Genomic DNA, 15,493 nt, shown 5'->3' with positions numbered 1-15,493 from the left:
GTGCCGAGCTCCCTCGCCGAAGTGGAGGAGGTGACCCATGACTGACGCCAAGGCGCCCGAGGTGGCCCCATCGCAGCAGGGGATGGGCACGCGCGTGGACCCCTTCCGCGCGTACAACTTCAAGCTGCTCATCGACGGGGTGAGCGAGGGGCACTTCACCCAGTGCACCGACCTGGAGGTGGAGGTCATCACGCCGCATCCCCGTGAGCGGCTCGCGGGGCCCGTGATGCACGGGGATTTGACGCTGCGCTACGGCGTCACGCAGTCCCCGGAGCTGTGGAACTGGTTCCTCGCGTCGATGAACGGGGGACCGTCGCGCAAGAACGTCTCCGTGCTGTTGTTTGACGGGGATGGGATGACGCAGAAGCTGCGGTGGGACCTCAACGAGGCCTGGCCGAAGAAGTGGCGGGCGGCTCCGCTGGACGTGCTCGGACAGCAGATCGCCGTCGACTCACTCACCCTCGTCTTCGAGTCCATCACCCGTGGTTGAGCGCGCGAGAGGACAGGTGCCCGGTGGGTGGCTGCGCTCCGTCGCCCGGCGGATGAAGGACTGGGCGCGGGCGGTGCTCTCCGAGGAGGAGGCGGACTTCGCCGCGGCGCTCTCCCAGGCGCGGTTGACTCCGGAGCGCGCGTGTCCCGCGACCCGCGGGCCGCCCATCACCGCGCCCCGGGGGCCACCGATGCCCCTGGCTTCCATCACGATGGTGACGGCGCCCGCGGTGAGCGTGGGGCCGCCGGAGCACTGGGTGCGGGACGTCCAGGCTCGGCGCGCCATGGGGCCTCCGGCGGACTGGGTGGCGCGGGTGCGCAAGGTCGCGCCCCATCTGGTCGAGGGGATGACGGACGAGGTGCCCACGCCGCCCTTGAGTGACGCGCATCTGTCCGCTCGCGCGCGCATGATGCTCTCGGGCAACGCGACGGACCCGGAGCCTCGGCGTCCCCTTCCACCTCCCGCGATGTCGCCCTCCATCCGCACGCGGCCTCCTGCTCCGCGTCTGTCCCGTCGGGTCGAGTCCCTCGCCACGACAGAGAACCCCGCGCCGATGTGGCGTGAGGGAGGGGCTTCTCCGCCGCCCGTGAGTACCTCGCCCACGCGGGACTCCACCGAGGTGGCGGCTCCGGGGGTGGCCGGGGCGCAAGGGGCCTGGGCTCATCCCTTCGCGTCGCCGCCGCACGCGCCCATTGAAGCGGAGCCCGCGCCGCTGCCCGTGGAGGGGCCCACGACGCCTGTCCCGCTGATGCTGCGGGGCGCGCCGTTCCCCAATCCGGTGCGCGTCGAGTCCACGCCGGTGTCTCCCTCGGAGGTGTGTGTGCCGCCGCTGGGGGAGCTGGACAACGATGATGGGCTCAGCTCGTCGGGACTGCCGCAGGGCATCTCCGCGTCCCAGGCCTCCAGCGTCCAGGGCCCCGTGGCCGTGCCTCGTGCCCGCTCCACCGCGGAGCTGTGGATTCCGCGCCGGCCCGGTGCCGAGGCCGCGCCCGTGCATGCGGAGCCGGCGCCTCGCGAGCCGCACGTCGCGAGCGGGCCTCGGACGACTCCCGGGAGGACGGAGACGTGGCCGGACGAGAACGGTCAGGAAGAGCCGAGGCAGGCGGCGCATCCCGTCCAGGAAGAAGCGGGGTACCCCACCGCTTCGTCGCGGGACACCGACGACGAGGACGCCGCGCGCGAGCTGCGGCTGTGGGCGCAGATGCGCCGGCTCGAGCGGGAGCAGCGAGGTGAGTGATGGCCCGAGGGGCCTGCCCCATTTCGCATGAGGGTGCGCGAAGCGGTTGAGCGTTCGATGCCCGAGCCGTGCGTCGTGGGGGGCGCCTCGGGCCCGGCGTGCACCGGGTGGTCCGCCGCTCCAGGGGATTCGTGCCGTCACGAACCCGCGTCATCTCCTGGCTCGGCGGGCAGGGTGTCCCACCAGCGTGGCTCGTCCGGACTCTCCTCGAGCGCAGGGAAGTAGAAGGGGCTGCCCCAGCGCTCCTGGGCCCGCTGGCCCACTTCAATGGCGAGCACACGCGCGTCGCCCATCGTCTGGCCACTGGGGCGCATCGTCACCAGCGGGACGCAGGTGAAGCGAGGATGCGCGGTGGATGCACCCGGCAGGATGGCGAAGACATCGAGAGACCATCCGAACGAGTCGCCATCCCATTGCACCTCGATGGCCACGGGAGGATGGGGGAGCGCATCGAGCGCTTCACGTGCCCGCGCTCGCCACGCCTCGGGAGCGCTCTCCCTCCACCGGCGCGCCGCCTCCGCCTCGCCGAACGCGGGATGGAGCGTCTCCAGCTCCTGGGAGCGCCAGGTGAGCTGCTCGACCGCCGTGGCGAGCGGACAGCCCGTCCGCTTCCGCAGCATGGAGATGGCCGCGAAGAGCTCACGGGAGAGCAGGAGCGGGTCGACCTCGACGAGGACCTCGGGTGGGATGGACGGGCTCATGTTCCTGGGTGGGTCGCCGGGGAAGCGCTGCACGCGCCGGGACGCGGCGCGCAAGGACGAAGCGCTGCGCGGCCCCTGACCTGGGCGCTGCTCCCGTCCCCCTGCCTCGCCGGCTATGCTGTGCGCGCAATGTCCGAACGCACCCGAACCGGCGCCGCCCTGTCGGAGTCACGGGCGTCGGAGGGGGACCTGCGCCGCCGCCTGGAAGGGCGGGTGGAGCTCATCGAGTCAGCCCTCCGACGCTACCGCCTGCTCGCCGAGCAGCTCGAGTCCCGTCGCTGGCGACGCCAGGTGTGCGCCGCGCCGAGCCTGCTTCGTGAGGTCAGGGAGCTGGAGGGCTCGCTGACCGAGGCCCTGGAGCGCACGGAGCGCCGATGCGAGCTGGAGGGCTGGCCCGCCGACGCCCGGATTCCCACGTCGGCGCGGCGCATGCGCGACCTCCAGGCGCGAGTCTCCACCCTGGTCGACCGGCGGCTGGATGAGCTGCTCCGCCGCCCCGAGTCGCTGCCGCTGCGGGATGCCCTCGTGAAGCTCGAGGAGGTTTGTCTCCAGGATGTCTCGCTCGTGCGGACACCGGGGGAGCCCTTCTCGCTGCGCATCGGCTCGGCGAGAGGAGGGATGCAGTACGTGCTCGCAGCGCAGTTCGTCCTGGGCTTGTTCCTGGGCACGGTGCTGTTCGATGGACTGGGCAATTCGTTCAATTGGGGGATGGCGCTCGTGGTCACCGCGGTCGCGCTGTGGCTGCTGCTGCTCCTCACCGCGAGCCTGTTGCGACGTCGTACACCCGGCGTCCTCTGGCTGACGCCGGAGCGGCTGGTGTGGCTGGCGCCGGGAGGCGATCCGCCGGTGGTCGTGCGGTTGGACTCACTGGGGGACGGCGCCGTCGAACCAGAGGGGCCTTGGGGCACGTTGGCGGTGCGCGGTGACCGGTATCTCCACCTGCCTCGCTTCGGGCGCGAGAAGGTGGAGCGGCTGCGCGTGTTTCTCGAGTTGTTCCGCGTGCCCCAGGTCCGTGCCAACGCCTCGCGCGCCGAGCGGCCCGTGACGCTCGTGAGCTATCCCGCGCAGCTTCGTCGCAACAACCTCTGGACGCCGGGGCAGCTCGTGCTGTCGCACCGGGGCGTCTACTTCATTCCGGGCCTGGACTCGGACCCAGGTGCGGCCTTGTTGAAGGCCGCGACGGGGCGGAGGCTCGACTCACGCGTCGAGCTGACGTGGGTGCTGGAGGCGCTTCGCTGGCAGCCCGAGTCGGAGCTGGATGCGTTGCTGGCGCGGGCCATCGCGCAGACCCAGGGCGCCGCCTGGGCCTCCGTGGACGTGCGCGTGTCTCCCGACGTGGAGGAGGAGCAGGACGTCCACTTGTCGCGAGGGAAGGAAGTCCTCGTGGGCAAGCCGGCCTCGGACGACCGAGGCACGGTCCTCCAACTGCTCCACGGCTGGGGGGTCGGAGGGTAACGGTCGCTCCCAACCCGAGCGCCTGGCTGTCTATCCTGTGAGCGCGATGTCCGAACGCGTCCGAGCCGCCAGCGTCGGAAGAGGACCTGCGTCTCCGCCTGGAAGGCCGGGTGGAGTTCATCGAGGTGGCCCTCTATCGCTACACGCCGCTCGTGGATGCGCTCGCATCACGCCACTGGCTGCGCCACCTGCGCGAGAAGCCGGACCTGTTGCGCAAGGTCCGCGAGCTGGAGGGTTTGTTGCCCGAGGTGATGGAGCACCTGGAGCGCCGGGGCAAGGCGGAGGGCTGGCCCCGGGGCTCACGGATTCCGCGCAGGTTGCGTCGGCTGCGTGTGGTCCGGGAGCGGGTCTTCAAGCTGCTCCATCGCAAGGTAGGCCTGCTGTTGCTGCTGACGGAGGACACGCCCCCGCGTGAGGCGCTCACGAGGCTGGAGGACTACTGTCTCGAGGATGCCCCCGTCGCGCCGACACCGGACACCGCCTTCGCGATGCACGTCGGCACCACGTCCCAGGTGATGCGCTACCTCAGGCCCTTGCTCATCCTCGCGGGGGGCTTGCTGGGGGCGGTGATGCTCCTGGGGCTGGCGCTCTCGTTCGACGCGTTCCTGGTGTTTGGCTTCGTCCTGTCCTGCCTGTGGCCCATCGCCGCCATCGCCATGGCCCTGCTGACCCTCCAGACCCCCGGCTCCGCCTGGCTGACGCCGGAGCGACTCGTGTGGTTGGCCCCGAGTGGGGAGCCGTCCGTGTCCGTGCGACTGGACTCGCTGGGTGATGGCGGCGTCCAACTGGAGCACGCTCGAAGGGGCACGCTGCGGCTGCGAGGCAATCGCGGTGTCCGCCTGCCCCGGCTCGGTCGCGAGAAGGCCGCGAGGCTGCGCGTGCTGCTCGAGTTGTTCCGCGCGCCCCAGGTCCGGGCCAACGCCGAGCGGCCGGTGGAACTGGTGACCTGGCCCGCGCGGCTTCGTCGCGGCGGGGTGTGGACCTCGGGCCAGCTCGTGATGTCGCCTGGGGGCGTGTCCTTCCTTCCCGACCCCGAGGTCGGCGCCGCGCTGTTGAAGGCCGCGACGGGGCGCACGCTGGACGGGCGCGTGGAGCTGGCCTGGGTGCTGGAGGGGCTTCGCTGGCAGCCCGAGTCGGAGTTGGAGGCCGTGCTGTCACGCGCGGTCGCGGCGACCGGTGGCACGGCCTGGTCTTCCGCGGACGTGCGGGTGGTTCCAGGCCTCGAAGGCGCACGGGAGGTCCACCTGGTGCGTGGCGAAGAGGCGCTCGTGGGCACGCCCGGCGTGAAGGAGCGGAGCGCCGTCCTCGCGCGCCTCCACGCCTGGGCATCCCGCGCGCCGACCCGGTAACCTCCCCCGAAGCCATGTCCCGACAAGACCTCGCCAAGCGGGCGCCTCGCGAAGGCCCCACCTCCGAGGACGTGCGCCTCCAACTGGAGGGTCGCGCCGAGGTGCTGGAGTCCGCGCACGCGCACATCGCCGCGCTGGAGTCCGCGCTGCGCAGTCGCGCCTGGAAGCGCAAGCTGCGCGCGAAGCCCACGCTCGTCGAGGAGTGGCTGGAGCAGCAACCCCGCGTCGCGGAGGCCCTGGAGCACGCGAAGCGCCGCGCCGAGCGCGAGGCCTGGCCCGAGTCGCTTCCCCTGATGCGCGTGCTGCGCGAGCTGGACGCGCGCTCGAGGCGGCTGGCACCGCTGGTGCGTCGGCGGCTGTCCCGCCACGCGTTCGTGTCCGGCCCCATCGCGCTGGCAACGGAGCTGCGTCGGCTGGACACGCTGGCGAAGCAGCAGGTGTCCCAGAACCTCCAGGAGGGCGAGGTGCTGCTCTTCCAGACGCAGCGCTCCGGCTCCGTGCCTGTCCGTCAGACACCGCTGCGCGGGTCCTCACTGGCGCTGGCGCTGCTGGGCGTGTCCGCGCTCATCTTCTTCCTGCCGGTGGATGGGCGCCCGGTGGGAGGCTGGTTGTTGATGGCGCTCCTCGTCGTCCCGATGGTCATGATGCTGCTGCGCTCCGGCTGGCTCACGATGACGAACGAGCGGCTCATGTGGACGCCGGTGTTCGGCGAGGCCGTGTCGGTGCCCCTGTCCTCCATCGCGCCGGGCGGAATCCAGGTGGGCAGGTTGTTCTCCTTGAGGGTGGATGGGACGCCGGGCGTCACGGTGCCCTACCTGATGGAGGCCAATCTGGTCGCCACGCTGCTCGAGCTGCACACGCAGGCTCCGCTGCGAGGGCTGGCGCGCTCCGGAGTGCGGCTGGAGAACGCGGTCCTCTATCCGGCGACGCTGCGAGAGGATGGGCAGGGGCGCTCGGGCTGGGCGGTGCTGCGGCCGAGCGGCGTGTCCTTCGTCCCCAATGGCCAGGGCCCCCAGGCGCTCGCCACGGTGCTGGGGCGGCCGAGCGCCATCCAGGCCGAGGTGAACTGGGTGTTGGACTCACTGCGCTGGCTGCCCGACTCGGAGCTCGACGGGGTGCTGGCGCGCGTGGTGGAGGCCACCGGGGGCGTGAGCTGGTCGGCCTGGGAGACCTCTCGACGCGGCGATGTGCCGCTGTGGAAGCGACTGACGCTCTCCCACGGACATCGGGTGCTCAGCGGACAGGTGGAGTGGTCCTCGCTGGGCGCGACGGAGAAGGTGCTGGGCTTCTGGCCGGAGGGCGGAGGCCACCCGAAGTGAGCATGCCCACCTCGGGTGCCTCCCGTGGGTCACTCGCTCAGCGCTGGACGTCGTACCGCAGCAGCACCACGCCGTTCTGGTAGACCTTGGTCGAGCGCAGCGCCAGCTCGAGGTGCCTGTCCAGCCTGGACACCAGCGGGATGCCCGAGCCGAGCAGCCGCGGGTTGAGCTTGACGAGCACCTCGTCCACCAGGCCCGCGGCGAAGAGCTGCGTGGCCAGGGCGCCACCGCCGGACAGGTAGATGCCCTTGCCCTCCTTCGCCTTCAGCGCGCGCACCGCGCCGACGACGTCGTCCGAGATGAGCTTCACCCGGGGATTCGGCGCCTCCTTCATGCTGCGCGAGACGACGAACGTCTCCAGGTACGGGTAGGGGTCGGTGACCTTGAACTTCAGGCCGACGTCATACGTCCGGCGGCCCATCAGCACCGTGTCGTAGTCGTGCCGCAGCGTGGCCATGTACTCGGTGGCGTGGTCGCCTTCGAAGACGAAGCAGTCGAAGGAGTCGTCCTCGCGGGCGATGTAGCCGTCGAGGGTGGTGGCGACGTGGTACGTGAGCTTGCGCGTCTGGGATTGCATACGGAGACCTCGGGAGTGGCTGGGTCCCGCCGCGCGCACGGGTGGCGCTCCGCGCCGGAAGGCCGCGGTGGGACAGGGAAGGGACGCGTCACGGGCCGTGAGGGCTCGTGGCGCACGCTCTGGATGCCTGGGGAACAACTCCGCTGTCCGCGTGGACTCACGCCGAGCACGTTCGACGCCCGCACGGACTCAAGACAGAGCCGAGGGCGAGGTGCGCTTCGAGGAGCGGAGGTGTCAGTTGGAGGAGGTCATGGACAGCGCGGTTGCCCGCGCCGTCAAACACAATGGACCCGCCCTCGCATGAATGCAAGGGCTTGATTGTCGCTGTGTCCCGCTCCGGCACCGGACGAGCGTTCGTCTGATGTCACACGAGGGAATGTTCTTCAGAAGTCGAGGATGAAGGTCTCGAGCGCCTCGTGCTCGGGGTCCGTCATCGTCGACGGGTCATGGTCGTTCGGGTCGTCGCCGAAGATGGACATGCCCGGAGGCACGGTGGTGCCGATGCACAGGATGCGTCGGGGCTCGGTGCCCACGCCGTCGCCGTCGTTGTCCGGGTACAGCACGGCCCAGCGGATGAGCGCCGTGTTCGCGTCATCGCAGTCATTGCCCGTGGCCTGGATGAAGTAGGGCGCGGGGAGCGTGGCGGCGGCGCAGCGCGTGCCGGACTCGGGCGTGGTGAAGCCGTCCCCGTCGCGGTCCACGTGCCGATACGAATGGCTCATCCAGCGACTTGAGTCGTCGTCCGCGCAGTCGCTCCCCAGCAGCGACCTGTTCGCGGGCGTCTGCCCGTTCGTGCACTGGTCCTCCGCGACGCCCGCGCCCACGCCGTCCCCATCCAGGTCCGGCCACGTGCGCAGCGTCTTGTGCACCGACGCGTTCATGTCGTCGCAGTCCGGGCCCACGGAGAGGTTGAGATAGCCGGCGGGCAGCGCCTCGCCCGCGCAGAGCTGGCCCGGGGCGGCCACGGTGTACCTGTCACCATCCACGTCCCGATAGGCATAGGACAGCCATTGCCACCGCGCGGCGTCGTCGTCCGCGCAGTCCTCGCCCGTCGTCGCGTAGCCCGAGGGCCGTGTGGTGCCCGCGCACACGGGGACCCTGGGGCCCACGCCCACGCCGTCTCCATCCGCGTCCCGGTAGAGGTCCCAGCGCACGCGCACCGTGGCGTCCCGGTCATCGCAGTCCTCCCCTCGCGCGGTGGTGAGGTGGCCCGGCGGAAGCTCCGTGCCGGCGCAGACGTTGCCGGGCGACCACACCGTGTCTCCGTCGCCATCCGCGTCGCGGTAGGAGTAGTCGAGCAGCCGCCAGCGGGTGGCGTCCTCCGGCGCGCAGTCTCCACCAAAATAGACGTAGCCCGCGGGCGGCGTGTCGCCGATGCACAGGGCCAGCATGTCGCCGTCGCCAGCCCCGTCCCCGTCCTTGTCCGTGTAGACGCCGCGTACCTGGAACCGCGTCGCATCCGCTTCGTCGCAGTCCTTCGACAGCCAGTGGTCGACGTACCCCGGTGGCAGGGGCGCGCCCTGGGGCAGGCAGAGGCTGCCGGGCGACTCCCGGCCATACCCGTCCAGGTCCTCATCCCGGTACAGGTAGTCGCGAGTCTGGCTGCGCGTCGGGTCTGTGGGGTCGCAATCGCCTGAGTGGGCCGCGTAGCCCGCGGGGAGGGGGTCCTGGGCGCAGATGGAGAAGGTTTCGATGCCATCTCCCACGCCATCCCCGTCCGCGTCGGGGTAGACCCAGGTGGACGCTTGGTAGCGCCTGTCCTCGTCATCGCAGTCCAGCGGTCCCGGCTGCTCGCGGTAGGGAAGCACGTGCTCTCCCACGCAGGCCCTCACGAGGTTGGGACCCGTGGCCCCGTCCCCGTCGCGGTCCGGATACAGCCCTGGGACTTCCCGCCAGGTGCCAGGGTCCGTCGGGTTGCAGTCTCCCTCCACGGCGGACCAGCCCGGGGGCAGGTCGTGGGCGCCACACACCTTCTCCCGGAGGCCATGCCCCCGGCCGTCCCCATCGGTGTCCGCGTACCCCCAAAGCTCGCGCCAGCGCTGGCCGTCCGTCGGAGCGCAGTCCTGCGCGTCCAGGACGCCATCGCCGTCCGAGTCCGGTCGTGTCTCCTCGCCGCCCTTCTCGAGCCCGCTGCCACAGCCGACCTGGAGTGTCGTCAGGGCCAGCGCGAGCGGCAGCCAACTGCCTCGCATCGTGCGCATGGATGTGCCCCTCATCCTTGCCGTCAGGGCGCGGGCTGCGCCGTACGACGCGTGAGGCGACAGGACGGCTGTCCGCCAATCCATCGCTGGACCTTCAGCTCAAGCAGGTAGCGCCCCGGACGCGTCATGGCCAACAGCGCCATCCGGTCGCACCGCGAGCCATGCTGGCTGGCGTCGTAGTACGCGGGGTTCGAGTAGAACTCGAACTCGAAGGTCCGCGGGGCGCTCTCGCCCTGGAGCACGCCCCGTATCTCGATGACGTTGGCCTCCGTGATGGCGTAGCTGTCCACCGTCTCGAAGACGTAGGGCACGTCCACCTGGGGCGTCTCGCTCCAGGCCAGCGTCGAGGGCAGCAGCGCGGCCGCGGTCGACAGCACGAGGTTTCGGAGGACTCGACTCGGGGACATGTGGGGCAACCTGGGACGGGGGTGGGCAGGGCACACGAGGCCCCGCCGCATATACACCTCGAGGGGATTTTCCTGGCCTTTCCCCGGGATTTCCCGCCGGTCATCCAGGCGACCGGAGGCCCACGGCGCGCCTTGTCATACGCGGGCGCCTGCAATACGCCTGAGGGCCATGTCCGACGCCGCGCTCCCCGCCGACTTCCTCGCCGCCCTCGCCGAGGGCTTCCCCCAGGACTTTCTCACCCGGGAGCCCGAGGAGCTGAAGGAGTACGGCCGCGACTGGACGCGCGTGTACACCCCGGCCCCCAGCGCGGTGGCGCTGCCCCGCACCACGGACGAGGTCGCCCGGCTGCTCGCCCTCTGCCACCGGCACGGCGTGGCGGTGGTGCCCTCCGGCGGGCGCACGGGCCTAGCGGGCGGCGCGGTGGCGGCCAGGGGAGAGCTGGTGCTGTCGCTGCGGCGCATGGCGCGCATGGGGCCGGTGGACCTGCTCGGCAACACGGTGCGCGTGCAGGCGGGCGCGGTGACGGAGGCGGTGCACCGCCACTGCGCCGAGCACGGCCTGACGTGGCCGGTGGACTTCGCCTCCAAGGGCTCCAGCACCGTGGGCGGCAACATCGCCACCAACGCGGGCGGGGTGAAGGTCATCCGCTACGGCCTCACCCGCAACTGGGTGCTGGGCCTGCAGGTCGTCACGGCGGAGGGCCGCGTGCTGGAGCTCAACGGCGCGCTGGAGAAGAACAACACCGGCCTGGACTTGCGCCAGCTCTTCATCGGCAGCGAGGGCACGCTGGGCGTCATCACCGAGGCCACGCTCAAGCTGACGCAGGTCCCCGGCAAGCAGGATGTCTTCCTCTTCGCCGTGCCGGACGTGGCCGCGGTGCTGCGGCTGTTCCGCGACGCACGCGAGCAGACGGCCTTCGTCATCTCCGCCTACGAGTTCTTCACGGACCGCTGCCTTTCCCGCGTGCAGCGCCACCGCAAGCTGCGCTCACCGTTCGAGGCCGACAGCGGCTGCTACGTGCTGCTGGAGGCCGAGTCGCGTGACGCCTCCGCGGTGGAGGCCTGGCTGGGCTCGCTGTTCGAGCGGGGGCTGGTGACGGACGGCACCCAGGCGCAGGGCGCCGCGCAGGCCCAGGAGCTGTGGGCGCTGCGCGAGGGCATCAGCGAGAGCCTGTCCGCCACGGGTCTGCCCCACAAGAACGACATCTCGCTGCCCGTGGCCGGCCTGGAGGCCTTCTGCGCGGAGCTGGAGGCCGTGTTCCAGGCGCGCTACCCGGGGTGGGAGATCTGCCTCTTCGGCCACATCGGCGACGGCAACCTGCACGTCAACGTGATGAAGCCGGACGCCATGGACAAGGCGGAGTTCCTCGCCCACACGAAGCAGGCGGACCCCACCATGTTCGAGCTGGTGAGGAAGCACGCGGGCAGCATCTCCGCGGAGCACGGCATCGGCCTGTTGAAGAAGGACTACCTGGGCTACTCGCGCTCGGAGGAGGAGCTGGTGCTCTTGCGCGCGCTCAAGCGGACCCTGGACCCCCGGGGACTGCTCAACCCGGGGAAGGTGCTGGACGCCTGAGCGCGGCGCGGCGCGCGGTCAGGAGACGATGCGCGTCTTGATGTCGGTGGTGAGGCCCGCGATGGCGTCACACACCGGGCGCGACACGTCCTGGTCCAGGTCCATCACCAGGTAGCCGATGTTGGCGTCGGTGCTGAGGACCTGGGCGTGGATGTTGGCGTTCAGGTCGGAGACGATGCGGTTGATGTCGCGCAGCACGCCCGGGATGTTGCGGTGCACGTTGAGGATGCGGTGCGTGCCGGGGATGAGCGGCGCCTCCACCATGGGGAAGTTCACCGCACCCGTCGTCGCGCCCGTGCGGAAGAACTTGGAGAGGCTGACGGCCACCTCCTTGCCGATGGACGCCTGCGCCTCCTCGGTGGAGCCGCCGATGTGCGGCGTGAGCACCACGTTGGGCAGGTTCTGCAGCTCCGTCACGAAGCCGTCCGAGTTGCCCTCCGGCTCCTCCGGGTATACGTCCACCGCCGCGCCGCCCAGATGCTTGGACTTGAGCGCCGCCGCCAGCGCGGCGATGTCCACCACCGTGCCCCGGCTGGCGTTGATGAGGCTCGCGCCCCGCTTCATCTTCGCGAACTGCTCGGCGCCCATCATCATGTGCGTGGACGTCAGCGCCGGCACGTGCAGCGTCACGAAGTCCGACTCGGCGAGCAGCTCGTCCAGCGTCGCCACCGAGCGCGAGTTGCCCAACGGCAGCTTCGTCATCACGTCGAAGTACACCACCCGCATGCCCAGGGACTCGGCGAGCACGCCCAGCTGCGAGCCGATGTGGCCGTAGCCGACGATGCCCAGCGTCTTGCCGCGCACCTCGTGGCTGCCGGTGGCCACCTTGCGCCACTGGCCGGTGTGCACCTCGCGGCTGCGGTCGAAGAGCTGGCGGGTGAGGACGATGATTTCCGCGATGACCATCTCCGCCACGCTGCGCGTGTTGCTGAAGGGCGCGTTGAAGACGGGGATGCCGTGCGTGTTGGCGGCCGTCAGGTCCACCTGGTTGGTGCCGATGCAGAAGGCACCGATGGCGAGCAGCTCCTCCGCATGCACCAGTGCCTCGGAGGGCACCGTGGTCTTGCTCCGGATGCCCAGCAGGTGCACGCCCTTGAGCCGCTCGGCCAGCTCCAGCGGCTTGAGCGCGGAGCTGACGCGCTCCACCTGGAAGCCCTCGGCGGCCAGCAGCTCCTCCGCGGACGGGTGGATGTTCTCCAGCAGCAGGGCGCGGAACGGACCCTCGTTGAGAATCGGGCGCGTCGGGGACGGCGGGAACCGGGCAGTGCTCATGTCGCCGTGCGTTATTCCCGGGCCCCCGGTGTGTCAAGCGCGGCTTGAGCAGGCGGGAGAGGCCGGTGTCTCGGGCAGGCAGGCCGCTGGCCCGGCGTGCGTGGAGGAAGTGGCCCCGAAGACAGAAGCGGGCGGCCCGTCTTCCACGGACCGCCCGCCTCGGTGAGTCAGGTGACTTGCATCAGCGGGGACTACCGGAGCGTCCAGGCCACCGTGCCGGAGCAGGTGGTGGCGCCGTAGCAGCCGGCGCGAATCTGGTACGTCCCGCCCGCGCCCGCGGGCACGGTGTAGGTGGCGTGGGACAGCGAGCCGCAGGCGTCGTCGTTGCTCGTCACCTGCTGGCCCGCGCTGTTGTACAGGCGCAGGAAGGTGTCGCCGGTGCCGGAGGCGCCCGTCATCGAGCAGGTGCCGAAGGACAGCGACTGGCCGGCGGTGAGGGTGACGTCCTGGTTCGTGGTCCCCGTGCGCGCGCTGTTGGTGGCGGTGGCGGAGAAGTCGAACGTGCCGCTGGTGGGCGCGGGGGTGGAGCCGCCACCCTCGAGCTTCCAGGCCACGGTGCCCGAGCAGGTGGTGGTGTCGTAGCAGCCCGCGCGGACCTCGTAGGTGCCCGCCGCCGTCGCGGTGAAGCTCAGCTGGGAGCCCCGGCCGTTGCACGCGTCGTCGTTCTCCGCGACCTGCAGGCCGCTCGGGCCGAACAGGCGCAGGTACGAGTCACCGACGACGGTCGCGTCCGGCACGCCGCAGGTGCCCACGGTGATTTTCTGCCCCGCCGTCAGCGCCACCGTCTTGTGGGTGGTGTTGACCGTGGCGCTGTAGGTGTTCTGGGCGGAGAAGGTGAAGGTGGAGCCGCCCGTCGGAGGCTGCGTGGTGCCGCACAGGCGCTGGCTGGTGGCCACCTTGCAGAACGCGGTGATGGCGGGCTGGACGTAGGTGATCTCCTCGCCCCCGCAGCCCGTCTCCGGGCAGTTGTTGACGACGTAGCAGCTCCCGCTGCGCACGTAGTCCTCGTCGCCGCGGACCAGGATGCCGGCCAGCGTGTGGTTGGCGGTCTCGTAGACGCCCGAGCCGGAGTTGCCCGCGAAGGTGTCCGTGGTGGCGACGAAGTAGTCCAGGGTGCTGGCGCGCGCGGTGCGCACCTTGCCGCCCGAATCAATCTTGAAGGGGATGCCGCTGCCCGAGCCGATGACGGCCACGCCCTCGCCCGCCGTCAGCGCGGTGTTGCCCGAGCGCACGGGCGCGGGGGTGAAGCGCGGCGCGGCGGAGCGGTCCAGCCGGATGATGGCGTAGTCGAGGTTCGTGCTGCCGCTGCCGGAGTCCAGCCGCCGCGTGACGATGGCCTTGCAGGAGAAGATGTCCGCCGTCGTCACCTTCTGCAGGGTGTCGGCGCCCGTGTTGTAGTAGTTGAAGACGAAGCGCGTGTCGGCGCAGTCGGCCGCGTTCTCCACGCAGTGGCCCGCCGTCAGCACCAGGTCATCGTCGATGAGCGTGCCCGAGCACCACGCGGCCGCCGGGTCGTTCCAGAAGCGCTGGTTGTTGCACAGGTTCTCGTACTCGCCCAGCGTGTAGGCGTAGAAGCCGACGTCGTCCGGGTTGGACGTGTCGAGCATGTCCGGGGACATCAGCGCCACGGTGGACTGCTCGGCGCGCTGGCGCAGCGTGGCGTTGGCGTGCGCGTACACGTCGAAGCGGTCATCCGTGCCGTACACCACGGGGCTCTCGCCGGAGCCCGTCTCCTCCGGCACCTCCGGCTCACCCGTGGGGGACTCGGGGCCCGGCTGACAGGCGGTGACGGCGACAGAACACAGGAGCGCGCCCAAGAGCTGCCGGGCGGCGCCATTCCGGATGTGGTGCATGAAGAGACGACTCCTGAAGTGGAACGGGCCCGCCCGCAAGGCCGGGCGGGGCTCACACTCTACCGGAGACGCCGGGGCCGCGCAGGGCGGGGTGCTTCAGTCCGCCTCGGGGTTGCGCAGCCACTCCAGGGCTTCCGGCTTCGTCTCGAACGTGCGGGTGGGGATGGTGAGCATGGCCCGCTTCGTCATCCGCCACGCCTGCAGGCCGGAGGGGGCGTCACTGACGACCCGCGCCGAGCGCTTCATCCCGTGCAACTGCGCGTACGCGTTGAGCGCCGCCATGGAGGCCACCACGTCGGTGGGCATCACCCGCAGCTGGGACTGGTCCACCAGCGCGGACCACTCCCCCGCGAAGCCGACAATCGCCTTCTTCACCTCCGTGAGGTACTCGGTGAGGTCCGCCGAGGTGACCTGCGGGGGATAGACGACCTCGAGGATTCGGTCCTGCGCGTGAACGGTGATCTGGAATGGCATGGGCGGTGACGGCTCCGAAGGCGTGCCATCCTAGCCTCAGCCGGTGACACTCCGATACCCGACGCTTCACCTGCCCCCGAAGACGGGTGGCAAAGGCCACCCTGTCCAGAAGCGCCGGGAATGTCAGACCCCCCGGCTAGTGACGTCCCTGCCGCCGAACCGGTACTGGCCTGCGTCGTAGGGCGTGGCCGGCGGTTCGAGCCGGCAAGGGGGTTACATGAACAGGAAGCTGTATGTCCTGGGCGCGGTGCTGGGCACCGTGCCGGGGCTGCTGCCGGGAGCCTGTCCGCCGGGGGATTTGCCCGCCGGAGAGGCACGACGGGAAGCCCAGGCGCCGGTGTCGGCGCATGGCAAGGGCAGGACGGAGCGCCGGGCCGTGGTGGCTCCGCCCGAGGCTCCCAAGGCCGTCCGGAGCGAGGACGCACGGGCGATAGGCGCGCGGGAGACGGAAGCACCCCGTCACCCGTGCGAGCTGATGACGGTGGTGAAGGTCCCCTGCGATGAGCGCCTGGAGACCTGTGAGTACACGTATTGGGAGTGCCCGGCGGCGGTGAACCCGCTCCGGGCCTGAAGCAAGTCGAA

14 protein-coding genes are annotated in these 15,493 nt (G+C 70.8%); 7 read left to right on the top strand and 7 right to left on the bottom strand.

Features of this window, described 5'->3' with window-relative positions; genetic code table 11:
- Nucleotides 1–37: 37 nt before the first annotated feature.
- On the top strand, nucleotides 38–490 hold the full coding sequence (locus AC6JA9_RS36175; protein ID WP_223747142.1) for a phage tail protein: 453 nt from the start codon (nucleotides 38–40) through the stop codon (nucleotides 488–490).
- The gene (locus AC6JA9_RS36170) at nucleotides 483–1,727 is read left to right on the top strand and encodes a hypothetical protein (protein ID WP_497958510.1); all 1,245 of its coding nucleotides are present in this window, start codon (nucleotides 483–485) and stop codon (nucleotides 1,725–1,727) included. Before AC6JA9_RS36175 ends, AC6JA9_RS36170 begins: the two co-directional genes overlap by 8 nt.
- 137 nt (nucleotides 1,728–1,864) lie before the next feature.
- Here the strand turns inward: AC6JA9_RS36170 and AC6JA9_RS36165 are convergent, their stop codons facing one another.
- Nucleotides 1,865–2,428 (bottom strand): hypothetical protein, encoded by a 564-nt coding sequence (locus AC6JA9_RS36165; protein WP_223747144.1) that lies wholly within the window; start codon nucleotides 2,426–2,428, stop codon nucleotides 1,865–1,867.
- Between the two features lie 129 nt (nucleotides 2,429–2,557).
- Here AC6JA9_RS36165 and AC6JA9_RS36160 point away from each other — a divergent pair, with 129 nt between their 5' ends.
- The 3 genes from AC6JA9_RS36160 to AC6JA9_RS36150 all read left to right on the top strand — a co-directional run bounded on the left by AC6JA9_RS36160 (nucleotide 2,558) and on the right by AC6JA9_RS36150 (nucleotide 6,551).
- A complete protein-coding gene (locus AC6JA9_RS36160; RefSeq protein ID WP_497958509.1) occupies nucleotides 2,558–3,883 on the top strand; it encodes a hypothetical protein in 1,326 nt (441 codons plus the stop codon).
- Between the two features lie 110 nt (nucleotides 3,884–3,993).
- Complete coding sequence (locus AC6JA9_RS36155) at nucleotides 3,994–5,232, top strand: hypothetical protein (protein ID WP_497958508.1); 1,239 nt, start codon at nucleotides 3,994–3,996, stop codon at nucleotides 5,230–5,232.
- A gap of 14 nt (nucleotides 5,233–5,246) precedes the next feature.
- The gene (locus tag AC6JA9_RS36150) at nucleotides 5,247–6,551 is read left to right on the top strand and encodes a hypothetical protein (RefSeq protein WP_426745014.1); all 1,305 of its coding nucleotides are present in this window, start codon (nucleotides 5,247–5,249) and stop codon (nucleotides 6,549–6,551) included.
- Nucleotides 6,552–6,588: 37 nt separating this feature from the next.
- Here the strand turns inward: AC6JA9_RS36150 and AC6JA9_RS36145 are convergent, their stop codons facing one another.
- The 3 genes from AC6JA9_RS36145 to AC6JA9_RS36135 all read right to left on the bottom strand — a co-directional run bounded on the left by AC6JA9_RS36145 (nucleotide 6,589) and on the right by AC6JA9_RS36135 (nucleotide 9,736).
- Nucleotides 6,589–7,128 carry a dihydrofolate reductase family protein gene (locus AC6JA9_RS36145; protein ID WP_223747148.1) on the bottom strand — a complete coding sequence of 180 codons (540 nt, stop codon included), beginning with the start codon at nucleotides 7,126–7,128 and terminating at the stop codon, nucleotides 6,589–6,591.
- A 383-nt stretch (nucleotides 7,129–7,511) separates the two neighbouring features.
- The gene (locus tag AC6JA9_RS36140) at nucleotides 7,512–9,329 is read right to left on the bottom strand and encodes a hypothetical protein (RefSeq protein WP_497958507.1); all 1,818 of its coding nucleotides are present in this window, start codon (nucleotides 9,327–9,329) and stop codon (nucleotides 7,512–7,514) included.
- A 23-nt stretch (nucleotides 9,330–9,352) separates the two neighbouring features.
- On the bottom strand, nucleotides 9,353–9,736 hold the full coding sequence (locus tag AC6JA9_RS36135; protein ID WP_223747150.1) for a hypothetical protein: 384 nt from the start codon (nucleotides 9,734–9,736) through the stop codon (nucleotides 9,353–9,355).
- A 169-nt stretch (nucleotides 9,737–9,905) separates the two neighbouring features.
- Between AC6JA9_RS36135 and AC6JA9_RS36130 the strand changes: the two genes are divergently transcribed.
- Nucleotides 9,906–11,312, top strand: coding sequence for an FAD-binding oxidoreductase (locus AC6JA9_RS36130; protein WP_473568774.1), 1,407 nt, complete (start codon nucleotides 9,906–9,908; stop codon nucleotides 11,310–11,312).
- An 18-nt stretch (nucleotides 11,313–11,330) separates the two neighbouring features.
- On the opposite strand, the gene serA is transcribed toward AC6JA9_RS36130, so the two are convergent.
- From serA to AC6JA9_RS36115, 3 genes are all read right to left on the bottom strand, one after another.
- Nucleotides 11,331–12,584: a phosphoglycerate dehydrogenase gene (gene serA / locus AC6JA9_RS36125; RefSeq protein WP_223782536.1), complete on the bottom strand. Its 1,254-nt coding sequence runs from the start codon at nucleotides 12,582–12,584 to the stop codon at nucleotides 11,331–11,333.
- A gap of 191 nt (nucleotides 12,585–12,775) precedes the next feature.
- Entirely contained in the window at nucleotides 12,776–14,437 is a 1,662-nt protein-coding gene (locus tag AC6JA9_RS36120; RefSeq protein WP_483578736.1) for a serine protease, read from the bottom strand.
- Nucleotides 14,438–14,533: 96 nt separating this feature from the next.
- Nucleotides 14,534–14,911 (bottom strand): SpoIIAA family protein, encoded by a 378-nt coding sequence (locus AC6JA9_RS36115; protein ID WP_046716184.1) that lies wholly within the window; start codon nucleotides 14,909–14,911, stop codon nucleotides 14,534–14,536.
- Nucleotides 14,912–15,128: 217 nt separating this feature from the next.
- On the opposite strand from AC6JA9_RS36115, the gene AC6JA9_RS36110 reads away from it, so the two are divergent.
- Nucleotides 15,129–15,482 carry a hypothetical protein gene (locus tag AC6JA9_RS36110; protein WP_141326168.1) on the top strand — a complete coding sequence of 118 codons (354 nt, stop codon included), beginning with the start codon at nucleotides 15,129–15,131 and terminating at the stop codon, nucleotides 15,480–15,482.
- Nucleotides 15,483–15,493: the final 11 nt, after the last annotated feature.

The sequence above is a fragment of the Myxococcus sp. MH1 genome (genome assembly GCF_059738865.1).
The sequence above is the reverse complement of the archived record's forward strand: the minus strand, read 5'-3'. Positions and strand labels throughout refer to the sequence as shown.